This is a genomic window from Stenotrophomonas sp. STEN063, assembly GCF_056854515.1.
Map to the genome: position 1 here is coordinate 1 of NZ_JBXFWF010000074.1, position 23,207 is coordinate 23,207.

Annotated in this window: 17 protein-coding genes and 1 riboswitch; of the genes, 14 read left to right on the plus strand and 3 right to left on the minus strand. The window is 65.1% G+C overall.

What is annotated here, in order from left to right; genetic code table 11:
- Positions 1-8,159 (minus strand): MBG domain-containing protein (locus AC1VWL_RS16670; protein ID WP_482987409.1); only part of this gene is annotated, 8,159 nt, incomplete at its 3' end.
- Between the two features lie 10 nt (positions 8,160-8,169).
- A complete protein-coding gene (locus AC1VWL_RS16675; RefSeq protein ID WP_482987410.1) occupies positions 8,170-9,846 on the minus strand; it encodes a ShlB/FhaC/HecB family hemolysin secretion/activation protein in 1,677 nt (558 codons plus the stop codon).
- A gap of 242 nt (positions 9,847-10,088) precedes the next feature.
- On the opposite strand from AC1VWL_RS16675, the gene glyA reads away from it, so the two are divergent.
- The 5 genes from glyA (at position 10,089) to ribD (ending at position 14,693) form a co-directional block, all read left to right on the plus strand.
- Positions 10,089-11,342: a serine hydroxymethyltransferase gene (glyA, locus tag AC1VWL_RS16680; RefSeq protein WP_282266309.1), complete on the plus strand. Its 1,254-nt coding sequence runs from the start codon at positions 10,089-10,091 to the stop codon at positions 11,340-11,342.
- 155 nt (positions 11,343-11,497) lie between these two features.
- Positions 11,498-12,031, plus strand: coding sequence for a transcriptional regulator NrdR (nrdR, locus tag AC1VWL_RS16685; RefSeq protein WP_282266315.1), 534 nt, complete (start codon positions 11,498-11,500; stop codon positions 12,029-12,031).
- A 36-nt stretch (positions 12,032-12,067) separates the two neighbouring features.
- Positions 12,068-12,991 carry a hypothetical protein gene (locus AC1VWL_RS16690; RefSeq protein WP_482987411.1) on the plus strand — a complete coding sequence of 308 codons (924 nt, stop codon included), beginning with the start codon at positions 12,068-12,070 and terminating at the stop codon, positions 12,989-12,991.
- Positions 12,992-13,037: 46 nt separating this feature from the next.
- Positions 13,038-13,505, plus strand: coding sequence for a GNAT family N-acetyltransferase (locus AC1VWL_RS16695; RefSeq protein ID WP_482987412.1), 468 nt, complete (start codon positions 13,038-13,040; stop codon positions 13,503-13,505).
- A 99-nt stretch (positions 13,506-13,604) separates the two neighbouring features.
- A complete protein-coding gene (ribD, locus tag AC1VWL_RS16700; protein WP_482987413.1) occupies positions 13,605-14,693 on the plus strand; it encodes a bifunctional diaminohydroxyphosphoribosylaminopyrimidine deaminase/5-amino-6-(5-phosphoribosylamino)uracil reductase RibD in 1,089 nt (362 codons plus the stop codon).
- A gap of 213 nt (positions 14,694-14,906) precedes the next feature.
- On the opposite strand, the gene AC1VWL_RS16705 is transcribed toward ribD, so the two are convergent.
- Positions 14,907-15,530, minus strand: coding sequence for a hypothetical protein (locus tag AC1VWL_RS16705; RefSeq protein ID WP_482987414.1), 624 nt, complete (start codon positions 15,528-15,530; stop codon positions 14,907-14,909).
- A gap of 673 nt (positions 15,531-16,203) precedes the next feature.
- A riboswitch (FMN riboswitch) is annotated at positions 16,204-16,388 on the plus strand.
- Between the two features lie 75 nt (positions 16,389-16,463).
- Here AC1VWL_RS16705 and AC1VWL_RS16710 point away from each other — a divergent pair.
- The 9 genes from AC1VWL_RS16710 to AC1VWL_RS16750 all read left to right on the plus strand — a co-directional run bounded on the left by AC1VWL_RS16710 (position 16,464) and on the right by AC1VWL_RS16750 (position 22,993).
- Positions 16,464-17,066: a riboflavin synthase gene (locus tag AC1VWL_RS16710; protein ID WP_481533366.1), complete on the plus strand. Its 603-nt coding sequence runs from the start codon at positions 16,464-16,466 to the stop codon at positions 17,064-17,066.
- Positions 17,063-18,163, plus strand: coding sequence for a 3,4-dihydroxy-2-butanone-4-phosphate synthase (ribB, locus tag AC1VWL_RS16715; protein WP_481507933.1), 1,101 nt, complete (start codon positions 17,063-17,065; stop codon positions 18,161-18,163). Before AC1VWL_RS16710 ends, ribB begins: the two co-directional genes overlap by 4 nt.
- Before the next feature lie 112 nt (positions 18,164-18,275).
- The gene (ribH, locus tag AC1VWL_RS16720) at positions 18,276-18,743 is read left to right on the plus strand and encodes a 6,7-dimethyl-8-ribityllumazine synthase (protein WP_282266327.1); all 468 of its coding nucleotides are present in this window, start codon (positions 18,276-18,278) and stop codon (positions 18,741-18,743) included.
- Positions 18,740-19,219 carry a transcription antitermination factor NusB gene (gene nusB / locus AC1VWL_RS16725; protein WP_282266329.1) on the plus strand — a complete coding sequence of 160 codons (480 nt, stop codon included), beginning with the start codon at positions 18,740-18,742 and terminating at the stop codon, positions 19,217-19,219. The genes ribH and nusB overlap by 4 nt, the downstream gene beginning before the upstream one ends.
- Before the next feature lie 93 nt (positions 19,220-19,312).
- Positions 19,313-20,305, plus strand: coding sequence for a thiamine-phosphate kinase (thiL, locus tag AC1VWL_RS16730; protein WP_482987415.1), 993 nt, complete (start codon positions 19,313-19,315; stop codon positions 20,303-20,305).
- 179 nt (positions 20,306-20,484) lie between these two features.
- A complete protein-coding gene (locus AC1VWL_RS16735) occupies positions 20,485-20,883 on the plus strand; it encodes a roadblock/LC7 domain-containing protein (protein WP_296250001.1) in 399 nt (132 codons plus the stop codon).
- A 162-nt stretch (positions 20,884-21,045) separates the two neighbouring features.
- Positions 21,046-21,408, plus strand: coding sequence for a roadblock/LC7 domain-containing protein (locus AC1VWL_RS16740; protein WP_062169316.1), 363 nt, complete (start codon positions 21,046-21,048; stop codon positions 21,406-21,408).
- Between the two features lie 77 nt (positions 21,409-21,485).
- Complete coding sequence (locus tag AC1VWL_RS16745; protein WP_482987416.1) at positions 21,486-22,442, plus strand: hypothetical protein; 957 nt, start codon at positions 21,486-21,488, stop codon at positions 22,440-22,442.
- Positions 22,439-22,993 (plus strand): GTP-binding protein, encoded by a 555-nt coding sequence (locus tag AC1VWL_RS16750; RefSeq protein ID WP_482987417.1) that lies wholly within the window; start codon positions 22,439-22,441, stop codon positions 22,991-22,993. The genes AC1VWL_RS16745 and AC1VWL_RS16750 overlap by 4 nt, the downstream gene beginning before the upstream one ends.
- Positions 22,994-23,207: the final 214 nt, after the last annotated feature.

The window sequence follows — 23,207 nt, forward strand, 5'->3', positions numbered from 1 at the left end:
GTTGCGGTGATGGTGAGTTCTGCCTTGCCCACAGCCAGATTGCCGTCGACATAGGTGACGTTGTAGTTGGACAGGCCGGTACCGTCGGCATTGCTGGCGGTGATGGTGTAGCCACCGACATTGGCGGTAGCGGCGGAGCCATTGCTGTCCAGGTCGACCGAGGAAACGACGTCGCCGTTGAGCAGACCATTGCTCGTGAAGCCTGCGAAGCCACCGGTCTGCCCATAGGTCTTGCCGCCGTTGTTTGCGGTGATGGTCAGCCCGGCCTTGCCGATTTTCAGGGTGCCGTCGACATAGGTGATGTCGTAGTTGGACAGGCCGGTACCGTCGGCATTGCTGGCGGTGATGGTGTAGTCACCGACATTGGCGGTGGCGGCGGAGCCGTTGCTGCCCAAGTCGACCGAGGACACGCTGTCACCGTTGACCAGCCCGGTGCTGCTGAAGCCATTGAGGCCGCCGCTCTGCCCGTAGGTCTTGCCGCCGTTGTTGGCGGTGATGGTCAGCCCAGCCTTGCCGATCTTCAGGTTGCCATCGACATAGGTGATGTCGTAGTTGGACAGTCCGGTACCGTCGGCATTGCTGGCGGTGATGGTGTAGTCACCGACATTGGCGGTGGCAGCGGAGCCATTGCTGTGCAGGTCGACTGAGGACACGCTGTCACCGTTGACCAGTCCATTGCTGCTGAAGCCGGCCAAGCCACCTGTCTGCCCGTAGGTCTTGCCACCGTTGTTGGCAGTGATGGTCAAGCCGGCCTTGCCGATGGACAAGGTGCCGTCGACATAGGTGATGTCGTAGTTGGACAGGCCGGTGCCGTCGGCATTGCTGGCGGTGATGGTGTAGTCGCCGACATTGGCGGTGGCAGCGGAGCCATTGCTGTGCAGGTCGACTGAGGACACGCTGTCACCGTTGACCAGTCCATTGCTGCTGAAGCCAGCCAAGCCACCTGTCTGCCCGTAGGTCTTGCCACCGCTGTTGGCAGTGATGGTCAAGCCGGCCTTGCCGATGGACAAGGTGCCGTCGACATAGGTGATGTCGTAGTTGGACAGGCCGGTGCCGTCGGCATTGCTGGCGGTGATGGTGTAGTCGCCGACATTGGCGGTGGCAGCGGAGCCATTGCTGTGCAGGTCGACCGAGGACACGCTGTCACCGTTGACCAGGCCATTGCTGGTGAAGCCGGCGAAGCCACCGCTCTGCCCATAGGTTTTGCCACCGTTGTTGGCAGTGATGGTCAATGCCTTGGGGTCAACCCATAGCTCGCCTTGCACGAAGGAAAGGGCATATCCGCTCGCCCCTGTGTCAAGTGTTCCCGCAGAGACATCAAGGGCATACGGTGTCGCCGCTACCCCAGCATTGGCTGACGCGCCCGCAGAGGTCAGCAGTGGGTTGCCGGTTATCAGGTCGGCGACGTTGTCGGCCAGGTAGGCGCCGGTGACACCTGCCATGGTGCCCGTGATGGAAAAGGCATTGCCTGGATCGATGCTGTCGCCATAGACCTTGCGCAGCGTGTTTGCCGTGACCGTCAGTGTCGGCTGCAAGGCGAACAGGTACCTGTTGTCGGAGCCCGCCGCACGTGTAAAGGCAGCGCTGTTCCACAGCGCGGTATTGCCGCTGTCGAGGCCGCCGAATGCATGATTCTGGAAGGGGGATGCCAGGTAGACCTGCCAGCGCCCCGGTCCGCTCAAGCTGATGGCGTTGCTGCCGACACGATTGTCGAAAACGCCGGCGGTGGCCAGGTCCACATTTGCCGCGCGTATCTGCCCGTCCAGGCGCAGCCCTGCATCCGCACCCACCTGCAGATTGCCGGTCGTGGTGATATTGCCCAGCTGCATGTTGTCGGCGCTGGCGAGTTGTGCCGAGGCGGCATTGATATCCACCCGCCCACCAAAGTGGTTGCCTGCCTGAGTAAGTTGGATGTCGCCGTTGGCCTGGAACTGGCTGGTGCCGGTAATCCGCAGTGCTGCGGTTTGTTGGATGGTGCTCAGCGAGGTTGCGATCAGGTTGCCGCCGATGCGGCTATCCCCAAGCAGTAGTTCCTGGCCCTGCACAGTGGCGTCGCCACTCACGATGGCGTTGTCGAGGACAAGCGAAGTGCCCGCGTGTGCATCCAAGTTTCGGGCGTTGACGGCCTGCAGATTCAACCCGGCATCGGCGTAGATCTGTACATCGCGGCCGTCGATCTGCACGTGGCCATCCAAGTGGTTATCTGCATGTTGCAAGGTGATGTCGCCGTCGGCCGCGAAGCGCGACGTGCCATCCACCATCATCTGCGCGGTCTGCACGATGTTGCCGCTGCTGGTCAGCGACAGATCACCGCTGGCCTGCACGCCGGCCAGCTGCAGGTCGCCGGCGGCCACGCGGATATCCTCGCCGATCAGCAGCAGGGTGTCGTTGAAGCGGTTGTCGGCATTTTCGATCGCGATATTGCCGCTGTTGCTTACCAGTGCGCTGGCGCCATTGGCGAGGATGCGCCCGGCTACCTGCACCACATTGCCCCTATCGCTGGCCAATATCACCTGCCCGCTGGTGATATCGGCGCCTACCGCCACGCCGTCGCGGCCCTGCAGCACCACGGCAGCGCCGGCGAGGGCGGTGCGGGTGCGCAGCTCGCCGCCGATGGCAGTGGCCAGCAGCGAGCCACCTGCCAGATCGATGGCGTCGCCGGACAGGGTCAGGTTGCCGTCGGCCTCGAGCTGCGCGGTGCCCCCGTTGCGGGTGCGCAGCCCGTCAACCTCGAGGTTGCTGTCTGCAGCCAGGCGGATGGCCGAGGCCTCCAACGCCACGGCGCCACCGAAGGTGTTGCCGGCCTGCTGCAGGACGATGTCATCGCGTGCGGTCAGGTCGCTGCGCCCGCCCACTTCCACGCTGGCGGTCTGGCCGATGCCGCCGCCGTGGGCCACGGCGAACAAATCGCCGTCTGCGGTGACGCCATCCAGGCGCAGGTGGCCGGCGCTTTCAACGCGCACATCGTGGCCGGCAAGCTGCACGCCGCCTGCGAACTGGTTCCCGGCATGTCCCAGGCGGATGTCGCCGCTGGCGTTGAACCTGCTGTCGCCGGACACCTGCAGGGCCACGACCTGGTCGATGTCGCCCTGGCTGTCCACCTGCAGACTGCCGGCCGACACGGTGCCCAACCGTACCCCCCCACCAGACAGCCGCGCCAGGCCACTGGCCTGCACATCGGCCTGGTCGAGCACGCCCAGCGTGGACAGGACCACATCGGCGCCGTGCACCTGCAGGCCGCTGCCAAGGTGGTTGCCCGCATGGCCGAGCATCACGTTGCCGGTGGCCCTGAGTTCACTGCCATCGCCCAGGGTGACGGTATCGCTCTGGGTGATGCCACCGGCGAAGGCAGTGGCATCGAGCCTGCCCACGTCTGCACGTGCCAGTGCCAGCGAGGCACCATCCAGATCGGCCAGGTCTGTCACCTGCGCATCGCGCAGCGACAGCAGGCCCAGCGTGGTGGCCTGCAGTCCGTCCACGTCCACCTGCGCCAGGGACAGTCCCTGTTCGGCGTAGAGGCTGGCCTGTGCGGCCTGCAGGGCCACATCGCCCTCGAAGCGGTTGTTGATGTGCCGCAGGGTGATGTTACCGGCGGCGCGCAGGTCGGCCGCGCCGCCAACGGACATCTGTGCCTGCTGCTGGATGCTGCCGCTGCTGACCAGGTGCAGGTCGCGGCTGGCCGCCACCATGCCCAGTGTGAGGTCGCCCGCCGCCACCCGCACATCCCGCCCGGACAGGGTGGTCACGCCGGTGAACCGGTTGCTGGTGTTCTCCAGCAGCAGGTCGCCCTGTCCGGCGCCCATCAGCGTGGTGCCCGACTGGATGCGGCCGGCCTGCTGTTCGACATTGTTGCGGGAGGAGACCAGCCACAGGCTGTTGGCGGTGATGTCGCCGCCGATGCGGATGCCCTCCGCGCCGGTGATCGACACTTGGCTGCCAGTGAGCGCGGTGGCCGTGCGCACCTGTCCAGCACTGGACAGCAGGCTCAGCAGGTTGGTGCCGGTGTTGACTGCCGTGCCTCCCAGGTCGATATCCCCGGTGGCCACCAGCTGCACGGCACCGTTGCTGCCGTTGCGCAGGCTTTCCACATCCAGGTCGCCGTCTGCCTTGAGCAGGATGGACTGGCCCTCGGCCGCAATCGCGCCATCGAACGTGTTGCCCGGGTTGTCCAGCTGCACGTTGCCACTGGCCGCCAGGTCGCTGCGTCCCTGCACGCTTACCACAGCGCTCTGCAGCAGGTTGCCTGCGTGCGCCGTGGCGCCCAGGTCGCCTGTGGCGTTCACCCCGGCCAGGGTGAGCCCACCGGCGCTGTCGATGCGGATGTCACGGCCCGACAACTGCACGCCGGCAGCGAATGTGTTGTCCACGTTGTCCAGCACCACATCACCCGTGGCGTTGAATCCGGCCGTACCCGTCATCGCCAGCGCATTGCCCTGGGTGATGCCGGCGCTGCTCTGCACCTGCAGGCTGTTCACCTGCACGGAACCCAGGTGCACGCCGCGACCGCTGAGCTGGGCTACGCCCGCCGTCGTGACGGAGCCAAGATTCAGTGCGCTGTCGGCACTGAGGGTGATGTTGCTGCCTGCGGCGCTGACCGCGCCTCCGAACTGGTTGGTGCCATCGCCCAGCACAATGTCGCCCGTTGCGGTCCAGGTGCTGGCACTGTCGACGCCGACGGCACCGGTCTGGCTGATGTTGCCGCCCGTGGCGGTAACCGTGCTGGTCTGGCCCAGTGCCACGCTATCCAGCCTCACCGCTTCGCCGGTCAAGGCCGTGGACTGCGCCATGGTGGCATCACGCAGGGTGAGCAGGGCTCCGGCGCTTGCCTGCAGTGTCGTTGCGTCTACGCCGGATAGGGTGAGCGCGCCGAGGCCGCTGATCTGGACGGCATTGCCGCTCAGCGCCACATCCCCCATGAACTGGTTGGCGGTGTTCTGCAGGGTGATGTTACCCAGCGAGGTGAAATCCGCGTTTCCACCCACGTAGTAGCGCGCCGACTGGGTGAGGCTGGTGACGCTGTCGATGGACAGGTTGTTGTCGATATTCAGTGCGGCGGTGGATATCGCATGACCGGACAGGGACAGGTCATGCAGACGCATGACGCCCCCCGTAGCGCCCTGCAGGGCCACGTTGTCGGCCGCGGTGATGGCCAGGGTATCGCCATTGTCGGTGGTGCCGTTGAGCGGCCCGTTGATCCTGACCGAGCCAGCCGTGCTGGTCAGCGCCACATCGCCCTGCACGCGGCTGTGGCCCAGGTCGAGATTGCCTTCCGTGGTGATGTCGGCCGCCAGCTGGGTTTCCGCTGCGGTGATGGACGACAGGGACCCGATGGTGCTGATCGCCCCAAGGTGCACGGTGCCGGCCGCAGCATCGAGGCTCAGCGCGTGCGGTCCATTCAGGGTGCCGTAGAACGACAGCCCACCGAGGGTGCTGCTGAGGCTGGTATCCCCCTCGAGCAGCAGCGCGCCGGACCAGGACTGCGCGCCCTGTGTGACGAGGTTCTGCGGCAGGTAAAGCGTGGTGCCGCTGGCAGACAGCGAACCGACATCGACGCTGCCGAAGCGCAGCGTGCCATCGGCAACGACCTGGGCCGCGCCGCCGGCCTGCAGCGTGACCGCCCCGCCGAACACGTTGCCGCCCCGGCCCAGCGTGATGCCGTTGGTGGCGGTGAAACTGCTGGTGGTGTCGACCTTGATGGCGGTGGCCGTGCTCTGGGAAATGCTGCCGCCGCTACTGATCGCCAGCGCCTGTGCATCCACGTCGCCCAGGCTCAGGTTGCCCTGGCTGGACAGCCTCACCGTGCCGCCCTTCAGGGCCACGCTGCCGCCGAACTGATTCTGCGGGTTGTCCAGGGTGATGTCGCCGGCAACATCGAACGTGGCCGCCCCACCTGCGGTGTAGCGACCGCCCTGCACCAGCCCCCCCTCACTCAGCGTGACAGTCAGCGCACCGCTGCTGTTGATGCCGGCACCGTCGAACGTGCCGCCGTTGATCGCCACGCTGCTGGCGGCGATGGCGCCATCCACGACGATGTCGCCACCCCGCAGGCCCAGTGCATCCGTCGATTGGATGGGCCCCCCCACGTGGATGTCACCGCTGCTGCTGGCCAGCGTCGCCGCGCCGGTCGCGTTGAGCGCGCCCTGCAGGTCGATGTTGCCCACGGTGGAAATGCTGCCGCCCAGCTGGGTGGCACCCGTGCCGGTGCGGGTGAGGCTGGCCAGCACGCTGCTGCCGCCCACGCGGCCGCCCAGGATGGCGAACCCATCGGTATCAAGCGTGAGCGCCCGTGCCGTGCCATCACTGTCGACGGTACCTGCCAGGCTGATGGTCTGGTTACCGCTGCTGGTGATCGCCACGTCGGCGCCCAGCCTGACGTTGCCCGACAGGCCGATGGCACCGCTGGTGGTGACGTTGCCGTTGAGCGTGGTGCTGCCCCCGCCCAAGGTCGCCAGCGAAGACAGCGCCGTCGCGCCGCCCACTGCGCCGCCGAAGGTCTTGGTGCCCGCGGTGTTGACCGTCAGCGCATGCGCGCCGTCCACGGTACCGCTGAAGGACACCGCCCCGCCCGACGCACTGGACAGCACCACGTTGCTGCCCAGCGTCGTCGGGCCGGTGTAGGCCTGGCCACCGCTGCTGGCCACGTTGCCGGCCAGTGTGACCGCGCTGCCGGTGGCCGCCAGGCTGCCTACATTGAACGCGCCCAGCCGAAGTGCTTCGCTGCTGCCGAGTACCACCGCCCCGCCACTGCCACTGATGGTGTCGCCGAAGCGGTTCTCACCGTTGCTGAAGGTGAACCCGGCCAGGCTGCCGTTGCTGCCCGCCAGGCCGACAAGCGTGCTGGTTCCGCCCACCTGCAACGCGCCAGCCTGCCTCACGGAGGTGGTGGAGGTGAGCTGCAGGTTCTGGCCCACGGTGCCGTCCAACCAGGTAATGGCGTTGCTGTTGCTGGTGAGCATGGCGTTGCCGGTGACGTCCAGGTGGACCGCTCCCTTCAGGGCACCGACGGTCGCCCCGACCTGCTGGGTGATGCTTCCCCCTGCCAGGGAGATGTAGCCGCTGTTGAGCGTCCCGCCCAACTGCAGTGCACCGGAGGTGGACATCACGATGGCATCGGCATTGGCGGTTCCCCGCGTGGTCAGCGTGCCCGCGGTGCTGGTCATCGAGATCGACCTGGCGGTGGTGGACGTACCGAAATCGACGTAGGCCGCCTCGTTCGTGCTGAACACCAGGCTGCCACCGTCGATGCCCTGTGCCTGCACGACACCGGAGCTGTTGATGCCGTAGCTGACGACCTCTGCCTGCATCCTCGCCTGCATGTCCACCGATGCGCCCGAGATGGTCCCGGTATGGCTGATGGCCGCGGCGCTGGCGCTGGCGGTGCCGGCGGAGCTGGTGATGGTGTGGCTCCAGGTACCCGGCTGGGTCAGGCTGGGAGCGGAGGACTGCACGAGCAAGGAGTTGACCTTGCTGCCGACGATCAGACTGGCGTTGCCTGCGGCGTTGATGACGCCGGTGTTCTGGATGGCGCCGCCGATCAGGCTGACACCACCGGTAGCGGCGATGAGGGTGCCACGGTTGACGATGGGGGCGGGCTGTCCGGACCCGGTGAAGGTCCAGCTCATGGGCAGGTCGCCCGATCCACTCAGATCCAGGGCGGCGGTGTTGGGCGACAGCGACGTAGCCAGCAGGCCACCGACGTTCACCGAACTGGTGCCGCTGAACACCATGCCGTTGGTGTTGACCAGGATGACGTTGCCCAGCGAGGACAACGAACCACTGATCTGCGAGGCAGCGCCGGAGATGATGTTGATGGACCCGGCTGCGGTACCCGGCATCTCGAAGGTGACCGAGCTGCCCGAGGCGATGTCGAAGCTGGACCAGTTGATCAACGAGACCTTGCCGTTCTGGCTGATGGTCATCGTGTTCCCGTTCTGGCTCATGGTGGCGCTGCCCTGCACCGGTGCGAAGCCGGTCGGCAGGTCGGCTGCCTGCGTGGCCGGGATCATGGCAACGAACACCGCTGCAGCCAGCAGCGAGGGCCGCAGTCGGCCGGCACGTGCGCTGCGCGTCACGGCGCGCTGCGGCGTGTTGGCGAATTCAGCAGCGACCTGGACCTGGCCGAGTGCGGCATTGAAGACAAGGCGGTAGATGCGGTTCATGTCGATGTCCTTAGAACGTGCTGCTGATGCGCGCCCAGTACTGGGTGCTGCGTTGATCGCTGCCGATGTAGCTGCCGGTGGGTTTGGCCGCACTCACGTCAAGCCGCAACTCGGGTTTCCAAGGCAGGCGCAGGCGCATGCCAAGGCCAGCGCCTTCCAAGGTGGCTGGCAGCGCACCCCGGCGTCGGTTGGCAGCGGCCGGTGAACTGCGTCCCCAGTCATAGAACAGGTTCACCTCGAACAGGTCGCCCCACCGTCGTCCATCGAACGGCGAAGGCGCATCGGCGAAGCCCGGGGCACTGAGCTGGTACTCGAAAGTGGCCTGCACGCCGCGATCATCCAGCGCGCTGGACAGTGGGTAGGCGCGCACGCTGGTGGGGCCGCCGATGCTGAACTGTTCCAGCGGGGTAAGCGCATCGTCGGTGAACTGGGCGCTGCCGCGCAGCAGCATCCGCTGGTTGCCCGGCAGCGCCTGCAGGCGGACCAGGTTGGCGCGCACGATCCAGAAATAGGCGGTGTGCGAGGGATACAGCCAGTTCAATGCCGGTGATTCATCGTTGATCGACTTGCGGACCGACACCTGTGCCAGGTTGATGCCGCGCCAGCGCTGGTCGGTATGGCGCAGGCTCAGTCCAGCGTCGATCACATCAAAGGTATGCCGCGACAACTGCATGCCCAAGGCGTCCAGCGTTGACTGTTCGTGCACCCAACGTGCCGAAGCCTGTACCTGCAGATTGCTGCGCTGGATGAACTTCCAGTCACTGCCTGCATAGAACAAGGTGGTGGGGCCGGTCAGCTGCATGGCCGCGAGCGGCCCGTTGTTGATCTCCATTTCGCTGCGGCTGGCGCCGACGGTGGCGCTGAGGCCATCGATGCTGGACGAGGGGATGCTCAGCGACAGCGCGGCCTGCCAGCTGTCGGCCGGGTCCAGTCCGTAGCCCAGGCTGGCAGCAAGCACATCGCCCGCACCCAGTGCGTTGAAGGCGCTGACGCCCAGTTCGGCGCGGTATTTGCCGGTGCTGTCGGTGCCGTGGTTGCTCAGCCCGGCAGTGATCTCGTAGGGATGGGCGCTGTCCTCGGCGACCAGCACGATGTCGGTGTCGCCGGGCTCGAGGCCGGGTTGCAGCACCGAGCTGACCGATACGCCGGGCAGGTCACGGGCATACAACAGGGCGCGTTCCAACTCGGGCCTGCGCAGGGGGCGGCCGATCAGCCCCAGGCTGCTGGCGCTGAGCTGGTCGTCGCGGTAGCGGCGGCTGCCCTGCACCAGTACCCGCCCAACCCGGCCTTCCATGACCTTCAAGGTCAGGGTCTGGCTGTCACCGATCTGCTGCGGCGGGATATAGGCCACCGATACCAGAAAGCCCGCATCGCGGTAGGTCTGGGTGATGCGGGCGGTGATCTGCTCGATCTGCGCGAAGCTGAGCGCCGCCGGCAGCGTCGGGCTGATGTCCTGCAAGGCCTGGTTGGCCATGGTCTCCACCGCGCTGCGGCTGATGCCATTGGCCGGATGTTCGCCAACCCCTTCCACCGTGATTCTCGCAACCAGTACGCTGTTGGCAGGTGCTGCACCGGGATCGGCGGCCACGGCGGCGGCTGGTTGGCCAAGGACCAGCGCCGTGACAAGCAGGGCCGCGCTGGCGCGCAGGGAGCGGAGTGGGCGGGGGGATGGGTCAGAGCGGTGCATCAGCGGGGTGGTCCTTGCGTTTCAACTGGAGGGCACGGGGCCAGAGAGGCCACGGACCTACTCTGTTAACCGTAGGAATCGCGGTGAGACGATCACCGAAATCAGGTAACTGGCCCTATTTGTGATGCACATCACACTGAAGGGCGGTGCTGCCCAACGTCGCTGCAGCCGGATGAACAGGCGGTCAGGCGGCTGGAACGGGCTACAATCGACAGCTCCCTCGCCCAGTTCCAGGAGCTGTGATGTTCCCGCGTGAAGCCCGTATCGAGTCCTACGATCCCGAGTTGGCCAAGGCCATTGCCGATGAGTGCCAGCGTCAGGAAGACCATGTCGAGCTGATTGCCAGCGAGAACTACGCCAGCCCGATGGTGATGGAAGCGCAGGGCAGCCAGCTGACCAACAAGTACGCCGAGGGTTACCCGGGCAAGCGCTACTACGGTGGCTGCGAGTACGTGGACATCGCCGAGAAGCTGGCCATCGACCGCCTGAAGCAGCTGTTCGGCGCCGACTACGCCAATGTGCAGCCGCACAGCGGCTCGCAGGCCAACCAGGCTGTCTACTTCGCGCTGCTGCAGCCGGGCGACACCATCCTGGGCATGAGCCTGGCCCATGGTGGTCACCTGACTCACGGCGCCAAGGTCAATGCCTCGGGCAAGATCTTCAATGCGATCCAGTACGGCGTGAACGAAGCCGGCCTGATCGACTATGACGAAGTCGAGCGCCTGGCACTGGAGCACAAGCCGAAGATGGTGGTGGCTGGTTTCTCCGCCTATTCGCAGGTCATCGACTGGGCGCGCTTCCGCGCCATCGCCGACAAGGTCGGTGCCTACCTGTTCGTGGACATGGCGCACGTCGCCGGTCTGGTCGCTGCCGGCGTCTACCCGAACCCGATCGAACACGCGCACGTGGTCACCTCCACCACCCACAAGACCCTGCGCGGTCCGCGTGGCGGCATCATCATTGCCAAGGGCGCTGGCGAGGAAATCGAGAAGAAGCTGCAGTCGATCGTGTTCCCGGGCATCCAGGGCGGTCCGCTGATGCACGTCATCGCCGCCAAGGCCGTGGCCTTCAAGGAAGCGCTGGAGCCGGAATTCAAGGCCTACCAGCAGCAGGTGGTGAAGAACGCCCAGGCTATGGCGACCACGCTGATCGCGCGTGGCTACAAGATCGTCTCCGGTGGCACCCAGAACCACCTGATGCTGGTCGACATGATCGGCAAGGACGTGTCCGGCAAGGACGCGGAAGCCGCGCTGGGCAAGGCCCACATCACCGTCAACAAGAACTCGGTGCCGAATGACCCGCGTTCGCCGTTCGTGACCTCGGGCCTGCGCCTGGGCACCCCGGCCATCACCACCCGCGGTTACCAGGAAGCCGACTGCGTCGCGCTGGCCAACTGGATCGCCGACGTGCTGGACGCGCCGGCCGATGAGGCCGTCATCGCCCGCGTGCGTGATGCCGTCAGCGAGCAGTGCCGCAAGTACCCGGTTTATGGCTGACCGGCGTCGGGTGTCAGCGGTTGTTGACGCCCGTTCTGCCCTGAGCTGACCGCATCACCCCGGGTTGGGCGCTTGCCCCGGCCCGGGGTTTGTTGTATCTGCGTTACAGGTTTTCCACGTCGCATGCGCGGCGCCTGATGTCCAAGGCTTGAAACATGCATTGCCCGTTCTGCCAGCACACCGATACCCGCGTGATCGACTCGCGCGTTTCCGAGGATGGCGCCACCATCCGCCGCCGCCGTGGCTGCGAAGCCTGTGGCGAACGTTTCAGCACGCTGGAAACCATCGAGCTCAAGCTGCCAGTCATCGTCAAGAGTGACGGCGGCCGCGAAGCCTTTGATGCGCGCAAGCTGCGTGTGGGTTTCGACCGCGCGCTGCAGAAGCGGCCGGTATCGGAAGAACGCATCGAGGCGGCGGTGCGCGCGGTGGTGCACCAGCTGCGCATGTGCGGCGAACGCGAAGTGCCGTCGATCAAGGTCGGCGGTTTCGTGATGGACGAGCTGCGCAAGCTTGATCACGTGGGCTATGTGCGTTTCGCCTCGGTCTACCGCAGCTTCGAGGACGTGGCCGATTTCCGCGACGAGATCGAGAAGCTGGAGCGTGATCATTCCAGTGACGAGGATCAGCTGCCGTTGTTGGCGCATGCGCGGGCGGAAGCAGCGCGGGCAGGCAAGAACGGCAAGCGCTGATTGCTGCGTGTGCAGGGAAGGGAGGCCGGAGTGGCAATGCGATCAGCGGCACGGCGGTTTTCACGCAATGGACTGGTAATGCTCGCGTTGTCGTTGGCATTGCCCGTGCAGGCCCAGGAGCGATCCAGTCCCGTGGATATGGCCGAGCGTGCTCGATTGGCTGCGCAGCAGGCCGTCGACGCTGCTGCCGGGCTGGATCAAGCGCAGGGCGGGCCATCTCCCTGCGTGGAGGAGGCCTGTACGCCACAGGCGCTGGCAGGGCGTTATCGCATCGTTGAAGACGGATATGCAGGCTCGGTCCTGGAGCTGGGTGGCGACGGGAACTACGCGTTGACGTTGGCGATGCTTCCCATGCCCCGCAGTTCGAAAGGGCGATGGTCGCTGGCCGACGGCATGCTTTTGCTGCATCCGCGCGATGATCTCGCCAATACCGTACAACTCGTCCCGCATGAAGCCAGGTCGGCCGAGCGCGCACAGCTGGCGCAGCTGCTTGCCGACCTGGAGCAGGCGCATCCGGACCCGGCTGATCGCAAGGGCCAGGAGGAACGTGAGGAGCTGCAGGCGCAATTGGCGGACACGCACGTAGCTGGCCGGCCGCTGTATGTGAATCTGCTTGATCCAATGAGCGGTGTGGCCAGCGACGGCATACAGGTGGTGCTGGAGTTGGCGCAGGGCGAGCTGGCCGCCGAGGGCCGGTTGCCGGAGGGGAACACCTATGGCTTTCCGTCGCCGGCGCCGGGGCAGGTCGTGACAGGCCTGCGCCTGCCCTTCCCGGGCATGGACCAATCGCTGCGATTGCCACTGCAACCGCCGCTGCGCCCCGGTTACCAGGTGCTGTTCGATGGCTGTGCGATTGGCCTGTGCGAATCGGCAACGATGGGCCTGCTGTTGGAGCAGGGCGATGATGGCGCGCGTCTGCATGCCCTGGGCGTGGGCATGTTCCAGCGTGTGAATCACTAATACATTGAGTACGCGGCCCCTGTCGTGGCTGCCAGAGTCGAATCCGATGAAGTTCATCAATCTGCAGGACCGGCGCGAACTGCTGCCGGCAATCGCGCAAGCCCATGTACAGGCTTTCGGCACGCTGCTTCCCGATTGGACCGTGGCCCAGGCCGAGGCGGAGCTGGCCATGCAGCAGCGCCACACCATTCCCTGCAGCTGGTTGGCGGAAGATGCCGATGGCTGGTTGGGCTCGGTGAGCCTGCTGCATGATGATCACGAGCAGATCCGCGGCTGGTCGCCATGGCTGGCCTCGTTGTACGTCAGTCCGGCTGCGCGTGGCAAAGGCGTGGGTGCGGCGCTGGTCGCGCATTGCGTCGCACAGGCCGCGGCGCTGGCCGTGCCGGTGCTGTACCTGTATTGCGAAGCGCCGCTGGTGGGCTGGTATCGGAGCCTGGGCTGGCATGTGCATGCCGAGCTGCAACTGGGGCCGCTGGCGATCACGGTGATGGCAGTGGATACGTGCCAAGCCTGAAGTGTGCCGGAGCGGTGATGCCGGGCTTGCTGCGCATACACTTGCCCACGACCGTTGCCGACATGAGCAGCGTGCCGCATTCGTAATGAGGTTTTGCCGATGAGTCAGTTCACCGCCACCGATCACCTGCTGATGGCCCGCGCGCTGCGTCTTGCCGAACGTGCCGCCTGGACCACGCGGCCCAACCCGATGGTGGGCTGCGTCATCGCGCACGGTGATGAGGTGGTGGGCGAGGGCTGGCATCAGCGTGCCGGCGGCCCGCATGCCGAGGTGTTCGCGCTGCGACACGCGGGTGAGCGTGCCCGTGGCGCGACCGCCTACGTCACCCTGGAGCCCTGCGCGCATTACGGGCGCACGCCGCCGTGTGCATTGGCCTTGATCGATGCTGGCGTTGGCCGGGTGGTCGCGGCGATGGCCGATCCCTTCCCGGATGTGGATGGTGGCGGCTTTGCCTTGCTGCGACAGGCCGGCATCACCGTTGACGTGGGTTTGATGGCGGCGCAGGCGCGTGAGCTCAATCGTGGCTTCCTGTCGCGCATCGAGCGTGGTCGCCCGTTCGTGCGGGTGAAGCTGGCCGGCAGCCTGGACGGGCGCACGGCAATGGCCAGCGGTGAATCAAAGTGGATCACCGGTGAAGCCGCGCGCGCCGATGTGCAGCACTGGCGTGCGCACGCTGGCGCGATCCTGACCGGTGCGGCCACGGTAATGGCGGATGATCCGCTGTTGACCGCGCGACCGGATGCAGGTGAGTTTCTTCCGCCGCTGCGCGTGGTGCTGGACACACGACTGCGCAGTCTGGCCTGCAGGCGCGTTCGCCAAGGCGATGCGCCCACCTTGTATCTGCATGATCCGGCGGTACTTGCACCGGAATTGGATGGTGCCGAATTTGCTGGTGTCCTGGTGCAGGACGATGGCCGGCTTGATCTGGCTGAAGTGATGGCTGTGCTGGCTGCACGCGGCATCAATGACGTGCACGTGGAAGCCGGTCCCACCCTGTGTGGTGCCCTGCTCAAGGCCGGATTGGTGGACGAGTTGCTGCTGTACATGGCGCCGCTGCTGATGGGCGACAGTGCGCGGCCGCTGTTGGCAGGCCTGGGCATCGAGGCGATGGCGCAGGTGCAGCGCTTGCAGTTGGTGGATACCCGCATGCTGGGGCAGGATCTGCGCCTGCTTCTGCGGCCGGAATAAAACCGGTCTGCAGTTGTAGGAGCGGCGTAAGCCGCGAAGCACGTACATCATCAGATCGCGCCAGCAGCACGATGTTTCATTGATGCCAGCTTCGCGGCTTACGCCGCTCCCACAAGGCAGGGCGGGTGTTGATGCCGCTGTCTGGTTGCGCAAACCGCGAAAAAAAAACGGGGGCCTCTCGGCCCCCGCTGCATTAATCCCGGTATCGCCGGATCAGAAGCTGGCGCGCACGCCGACCGAGTACTGGGCAAGATCACCCAGCCACTGGCCTTCAGCAACAACGCCCCAATGCTTGTTGAACTTGATCTGGCCGCCCAGCACGCCGACAAACTCGGTGCTCATATGGTTGCCATCGGCGATGCCGCCCTTGATCCACGCTTCGGTACGTGCAAACGGGGTGCCACGCAGACCGATGGTTACGCGACCAGCGTCGGTGTGGTCCTTGTCGGAATAATTGTCTTCGCCTGCGCCGCGGAGTTTGAACTCCGAGCCAAGGCGCAGCCAAGCTGCGTCGGCGGTGAAGTCGGCGCGCTCGCTCAGATTCATGTGGAAACCGGCGCCGAGTTCGGACACGCCGACCAGCAGCTTCTCACGCTCGCCGTGACCTAGTTTGTAGGTCTTGCTGGCGCGCGAATGGCCGCCGAATACGTTGAACTTTTCGGCGACATCAAACGAACCGCGCAGGTAGGCGCCGCCCAGGTTCGGGTCGTTCAGTTCGTTGTTGTTGATCTGCAGCTGGGCCGAGCCGGCTTCAACATAGGTGTAGCTCAGCTCGTCGGCCGAGGCGACAGCAGGTGCGGCGGCCAGCATGGCGGCCAGAATCAAAGTCTTGCGCATCGAATCCTCTTTGGTGCGATATCCGTGTCGACCAGCCCGTTGCGGGCCGGAACCGCAACGTCATGTAACGGCGGGGCGGAGTCTAATGAAGTTTTTACATGTGACAAGCCGCATTGGCGCGCGGATCCTCGACCTGTCCGCCATGCCCGCAGGAACTCGTTTCTTCGCGACAGCCTTGTTTTCAAGCGGTTTGGCGAAGCATCGTTCCGTGTTGTGGAAGATTCCCGGTTGCCTGTGGCTGCAATCAACTCTGCTGACTTTCAGAGCAATCCTATTATCAGTCGCTCTGATTCCACCTACTTTGTGCCCGCTCCATGATGGGTGGTGCGCTCATAGGTAGTGGTCGTCTTGAAGTTTGAAAGTGCTCTGTTCCTCTGTGTCGCGCTCATCTGGTTCTTGGCTGCGGCCATGTCGGCCTGGCAGGACCGGGCGATGATCGGTCTGGGTAGCCTGTTCGTGCTGGTGAGTGTTGGCAGTTTCTTCAGGCCCAGGCGGTAGCGGGCGTTTCACCGACTGATGCGTTGGTCGCTTGGGCTGCGGGAAGCTGTGTCCAGCAGCCTTGAAGGCGGGCGCTGGCTCCTGTTCCATGGGTGGGAAGCACTTGTTCAGCTGGGTCAGGGGCTTCACTTGATCGGCGCTGCTACAATCAGCGCGCCGGTTCACCGGCACATACAAACGTCTTCAGGGCGGGGTGCAACTCCCCACCGGCGGTAGGTGCAATGCCCCCAAAGGGGTGCTGTGCGAGCCCGCGAGCGCTCCGGCAAGGCCCGCACAGCAGTGCGGTTGCCCGGTTGGAGGTCAGCAGATCCGGTCAGATGCCGGAGCCGACGGTCATAGTCCGGATGAAAGAAGACGGTGTTTCGGGCCCTTTGCGGGGTCCGTGCGCCTGTTTGCCTTGCGGCGTTTTTCGCTCATCTACTGCGGAGAACGTTAGTGTTCACTGGAATCATCGAAGGCGTCGGCCGTCTGGCCGCACGCGAACCCATCGGCGGCGATGTCCGCTTCACCTTCGCCGTCGGCAGCCTGCCGTTCGAGCAGGTGCAGATGGGCGAGAGCATCGCCGTCAACGGCGTCTGCCTGACCGTCATCGATTTCGACGGCAGCAGCTTCAAGGCCGATGCCTCAACCGAAACCCTGGACCTGACCACGCTTGGTGGCCTGGCCGAAGGTGCCGTGATCAACCTTGAGCGCGCCATGCGCCCGACCGACCGCCTTGGCGGCCATCTGGTCAGTGGCCACGTCGATGGCCTCGGCAAGGTGCTGTCCATCCACGAGGATGCACGCGCGCTGCGCTGGCGTTTCGCCGCGCCCAAGGCGCTGCTCAAGTACATCGCCAAGAAGGGCTCGATCTGCGTGGATGGCGTCAGCCTGACCGTCAACGAAGCCGACGACGAGGGCTTCGAGGTCGCGCTGATCCCGCACACCGTCGCCAATACCGCGTTTTCCGCCACTGGCGTCGGCAGCGCGGTGAACCTGGAAATCGATCTGGTTGCCCGCTATGTCGAGCGCCTGCTGGGCCAAGGAGCCGCACAATGAATTTCGCCCCCGTTCCCGAACTGCTGGAAGAGATCCGCGCCGGTCGCATGGTGGTCATCGTCGATGACGAGGACCGCGAGAACGAAGGCGACCTGATCATGGCTGCCGAGCTGGTCAAGCCGTCGGACATCAACTTCATGGTCACCCACGGCCGCGGCCTGGTCTGCCTGCCGCTGACCCGCACGCGCGCAGCCGACCTCGGCCTGGCGCCGATGGTGCAGGCCAATACCGCGCAGTTCCAGACCAATTTCACGGTCAGTATCGAAGCCGCCGAAGGCGTCACCACCGGCATCTCCGCGCATGACCGGGCCCACACCATCCGCACCGCGGTGAAGGCCAATGCCAAGCCATCCGACCTGCACCAGCCGGGCCACATCTTCCCGCTGATCGCCCAGCCGGGTGGCGTGTTGACCCGTGCCGGCCACACCGAAGCCGGCGTCGACCTGGCCATGCTGGCCGGGCTGGAACCGGCGGGCGTGCTGGTGGAAATCCTCAACCCCGACGGCAGCATGGCGCGCCGCCCGGAGCTGGAGGTGTTCGCCCGCGAGCATGGCCTGAAGATGGGCTCGATCGCCGACCTGATCGCCTACCGCCTGGCCACCGAGCACACCGTCGAGCGCGTGGACGAGCGCGATATCGATACCGAATTCGGCGCTTTCAAGCTGGTCACCTACCGTGACCGCATCGCCAATGACCTGCATTTCGCGCTGGTCCGCGGGACCCCGGACAAGGACACCCCGACGCTGGTCCGCGTACAGGTGGAAAACCCGCTGGCCGACCTGCTGCATTGGCGCCGGGATGACTTCGGCGTGGCCAATACCGATGCGCTGCGCGCCATCGACGCCGCAGGCAGCGGCGTGATGGTGGTGCTGTCGGCGCCGCGCGACACCAATTCACTGTTGGCGCGCCTGCGCCAGCAGCCGGTGCCGGTTACCCCGGGCAAGGACAAGGACGTGGGTCAGTGGCGCCGCAACGGTGCCGGTGCCCAGATCCTGTCGGACCTGGGGCTGGGCAAGCTGCGCGTGCTCGGCACCCCGCGCCGGCAGATCGGCCTGGCCGGTTACGGGCTGGAAATCGTCGAAACCGTGCAGCCCTGAGCCGTCGGCACCACCTGCAAGCCCGGCTCGGCCGGGCCTGCAGCTGTTTTCTGCGTCGCGGGTTAAGCCCCCGCACGTTAGACTTACCCACCTTTTGGATCTCCATACCCCCATGAGCCACTACGAAGGCGACCTCCGCCCGGCCGGATCGGCCCGTTTTGCCATCATTGCCAGCCGCTGGAACGCCCGCATCACCGATGCATTGGTGACCGGCGCACGCCAGAGCCTGGCCGGCAACGGTATCGGCGAGGACGCAATCGACGTGGTGCGTGTACCCGGTGCCTGGGAAATCCCGCTGGTTGCAGCGCGCCTGGCTGCGGCCGGGCAGCACGCTGCAATCATCACCCTGGGCTGCGTGATCCGTGGCGATACCCGCCACTACGAGCACGTTGCCGACCGTTGTGCCGAAGGCCTGATGCGCGCCCAGCTGGATTTCGGCGTGCCGGTGCTCAATGGCGTGCTTGCGGTGGAGCGGGTGGAAGATGCCGAGGCCCGCGCAGGCGGCAGCCACGGCAACAAGGGTGAGGAAGCCGCCTTGGCGGCAATTGAAATGGTCAATCTTCTGGAACAGCTGCCATGAACAACAAGAACAACGGCAAGCCTGCCGGAAAGCCGGTCCGTCGCGACGGCATTGACCCGGTGCTGCGCTCGCGCGCGCGCCGCCGTGCCCTGCAGGCCATTTACGCCTGGCAGATCTCCGGTGGCAACGCCGAATCGCTGCTGGCCCAGTTTGCCCATGAGCAGGCGCACGAAATCGCCGACCTGGCGTATTTCGAAAGCCTGCTGCGTGGTGTGCTCGACAACCGTCGTGACCTGGACGAGGCGCTGGCGCCGTTCGTCGACCGTGCGGTCGAGGAAGTGGACGCCATCGAACGTGCGGTGCTGCGCGTGGCCGCCTACGAGCTGCGTTACCGCCAGGACGTGCCGTACCGCGTGGTGATCAACGAAGCCATCGAAACCGCCAAGCGTTTTGGTTCCGAACACGGCCATACCTACGTCAATGGCGTGCTCGACCGCGCCGCCGTGGAGTGGCGCAAGACCGAGTCCAGCCAATAAGCGCTGGCGGCGTGATCGCCGCGCTTGGGGTTTGCCACAACGCCGGGCCGGCATCATCGGCGCCGGCGTTGTTGTTTTTGAGGGAGCGCAGTGATGAGCCTTGACGAGTTTGGCCTGATCGAACGCATCCGCCGGCGCACCGGCGCGCGTGCGGACATCGTGTTGGGGATCGGTGACGACGCCGCGCTGTTGCAGCCGGCGGCCGGCCAGCAACTGGTGGTGACCACCGATACGCTCAATGTTGGCGTGCACTTTCCGGCGGAAACGCCGCCGGCCGATATCGGTTGGAAGGCATTGGCGGTGAACCTGTCCGATCTGGCCGCCATGGGCGCGCAACCGGCGTGGTGCAGTCTGTCGCTGTCACTGCCCGATGCCGACCCGGACTGGGTCGATCAGTTCGCCCAAGGTTTCTTCCAGCTGGCCGATCTGCATGGCATCGCCCTGATCGGTGGCGACACCACGCGTGGCCCGCTGTCGATCTCCATCACCGCGATGGGCCAGATAGCCGCGGGGCAGGCGCTGCGCCGCGATGCCGCCCAGCCCGGTGATGACATCTGGGTCAGTGGCGTGCCGGGTGAAGCCGGTTTGGCCCTGGCGCTGTGGCAGCAGCACACCCTGGATGTCAGCCGCAATGCTGGCGATGCGGCACTGGAACACCTGCGCCAGCGTCTTGCGCGGCCAACGCCGAGGGTTGAGCTGGGCCGTGCGTTGCGGGGTTTGGCGACGGCTGCGGTGGATGTGTCCGATGGTCTGCTCGCGGATCTGGGACACATCTGCGCACGCAGCGGGGTTGCCGCCGATGTGCTCGAACATGCATTGCCGGCCTCGTCGGCGGCTGCGCGGGCGGGCCTGTCCGAGGCGTTCAACACTTTGCGTGCCAGTGCCGGTGACGACTATGAGTTGTGCTTCACCGCGCCACCGGGACAACGGCAGGCCCTGCACGAAACCATGGCATCCGTAGCAGTTCCGCTTACCCGTATTGGCTATATTCGAGCCGGGACAGGGGTACAGGTGATCAACCAGGAGGGTGTTGTGCAGGGGACATCGAAGCAGGGCTACAACCACTTTTCAGGGGCAGGGGACTAGGGGAACCCCGTAATCAGTAAGGCTGATTTCTGTGTTCACGCGGCATCCACGTATTCATATTTAACATCTCGTTCGTGATGGAAGTCGCGGTTTGGTGCAATCGAGAGTCTGCATCCGGCGACAGCAGACAGGGGGAAGTAGTGGTGGAAACAGCAACGTTGGAAAAAGTGAGGGCGAAGATGAGTGATGTAGGTACGCCCTCGGTCACGGTGGACAGCCGTGCCTTGGAAACAGCACTCGATACCGTCATTGAACGCAACGTTGGCATTTCCATGCTGCTGGTCTCCACGGCCGATGGCCGTGCGATCGCTCACCGTTCGTTGAACAAGCTCGATCCACGGCGCTTGTCGGCGATGAGCAATTCCTTCTTGACGCTTGGGGAAACCTTGTCGCGCGAGCTCGGCCTGTCGGCGGCCGACTACGTGACCATGTCCACCTCACAGGGCAGCATGGTGCTGGTACGCGTTGCCGCGGACCGGCCCTATACGCTGGCCGCGCTCGGCCATGCCGATACCTCCCTTGCCATCCTGCTGTATGCCGCTCGCGATGCTGCGGCGCGGATCAAGGTGTTGCTGTAACTCTCTTGTTGTAAATCATCAGTGCTGCAGCTTGCCTGGCATGCCAGGGAGGCAGCGCGGGTGAACGGCTTCGAGTACGACAACCGATGCGATGCCGGTGCTGCAGAGCGGCCCGGTCGCATTCAACACTTAGACAACAATCGATCAGGAACGGAGAAAAACATGGCTGGGAACGTCAAGCTGGACAAGTTGAATGAAATCGCTGGTTTCGTCGGTGCAGCGCTGGTCGACAGCGACAGCGGCATGGCCCTGGGCATGCTCGGCGGTGGCCCGATCAATCTGGAAGTTGCTGCTGCCGGCAACACCGAAGTGGTGCGTGCCAAGCGCCGCGTTGCTGCCTCGCTCGGCATCACCGATGCGATTGAAGACATCCTGATCACCCTGACCAGGCAGTACCACCTGATCCGTCCGCTGGAAAGCAACGCGGACCTGTTCCTGTACGTGGTGCTGGACCGTTCGCGCGCCAACCTGGCGCTGGCACGCCACGAGCTGAAGTCGTTCGAGCAGACGCTCGATTTCAAGTGATGCAATGACGTGCTGTTGCTCCGTGACGGAGCAGCAGCACGCCGATAGAGCTTCGACTCACAGACTTGATCGACACCATGAGTGCACCCGCCCGCAAGATCTCTGCGGCCGTTATCGGCTGCCAGGGTTTGGATGTCCTGCACATGATGCGGCTGAAGGTTGCCAGTTCGTTGCTGATGGCCGAGTACATCCAGGCCGAGGTGCAGGAGTGGAACCACCAACAGGTGGATCTGCTGGTGGCCTGCATCGATGACAGCAATGGCCAGCAATTGCTGCGGGAGGCCAGTCAGCAGGGCTTGCCGGTGCTGGCGGTCACACGCAAGGTGTTGTCGGGCCTGAGCATTCCGGGCGTGGCCTACGGCGCCAGCGTCCGCGATATCTACCAGCAGCTGCGACAGCTGCTGGTGGCGTCTGACAACAGCGGCGAGCGTTACAAACCGCGCACGCTGTTCCGCAGTTTGAGTGGCAGCAAAGGCAAGCCCTGCCTGCTGCACATGGGCCTGGTCAAGCTGCTGATCGATGCCACGCATACGCGGGCTACCCTGCTGCGTGATCTGCCCTATGAGAACTTCCTGAAGGCCGCCGCCGAGCCGGGCTGGACCCTGTCGCAGCTCGGCAGCGCCGAGGCCGTGGATGAATGCATGGCCGATGCGGTCAGTACCCATGCCTTCGAGGACTTCTGTTGGCAGGCGGCGGCACGCTCGCCGGAGCCGCTGGTGCAACGGGAGACCGCAAGCCCATGCCAGCTGCGCGGCTGGCCGGAGGTCGAGACCGGCAAGTTGCCGGTGCAATGGCTGTTGCCGATGGCGGCGATGATGCGGCGGCCGTGGCAGCCGGGCGAACTGGCGCAGGCCACCGGCACGTCATTGGATGATATTGCCCGTATCATGGCCGCGGCGGCCTGTACCGGGCTGCTTGATGGCAGCGGCACCGGGGCTGCACCCGCGCAGGGTTCCGGCAACAAGGTGTCCGGTTTCTTCACACGTATCGCCAAGCGATTCGGGCTCAATTTTTCCAAGGGGCTTCAGGTCTGACGGCTATGGCAACCAAGTTGGTTTTTGTCGGTGAAATGGGTGCGGGTAAAACGACTGCGATCCGGTCGATCTCGGACATGGAACCGATCAGTACGGAAATGCCGATCAGCGACGAAGCAGCGCTGGAAGCATTCGAGGATAAATCGCATACGACGGTGGCGCTGGATTACAGCTCCATTGAACTGGGTGATGGTGAGTTGCTGCACGTCTATGGCGTGCCGGGCCAGGCCTACCTGGATTTCATGTGGCCGATCGTGGCGGAAGGCGCAATTGGCGTGATCGTACTTGTGAGCGCACTCAACCCGCGCGCGCTGCCAAGTACGTTGACACTGCTGGAGCGTTTCCGTGCGTTGGCACCGGATGCCTGCTTTGCCGTGGGAGTGACCTGCCAGGACCGCGAGCCTGATTTCAGCTTCAGCGATTTCCGCAATGCCCTTGCCGGCGAAGGCCATCGCTTGCCGGTGATGTGGGTGGACGCCCGCGAGACCAGCCAGGTCGATTTCCTGATCAAGGCGTTGCTGTCCTGCCGCTACGCCGAAGCGATTGCCTGAGCTGTCCATTGCAGGAGCGGCGTCGGGTTGTAGGAGCGGCGTAAGCCGCGAAGCCGGTGAGCTGTCAGGCGTGGCGCTTGTAAAGCCCCTGCCGAGCATGGCTCGGCACTGCAGCTGTCGGTTTTTTTGTGGGAGCGGCGTAAGCCCGCCCCCGCCAGCCCCCCCCCAACGCACTTTTGGGGGGCGGTGGGGAATCTTAACCATGGCGGCTGTC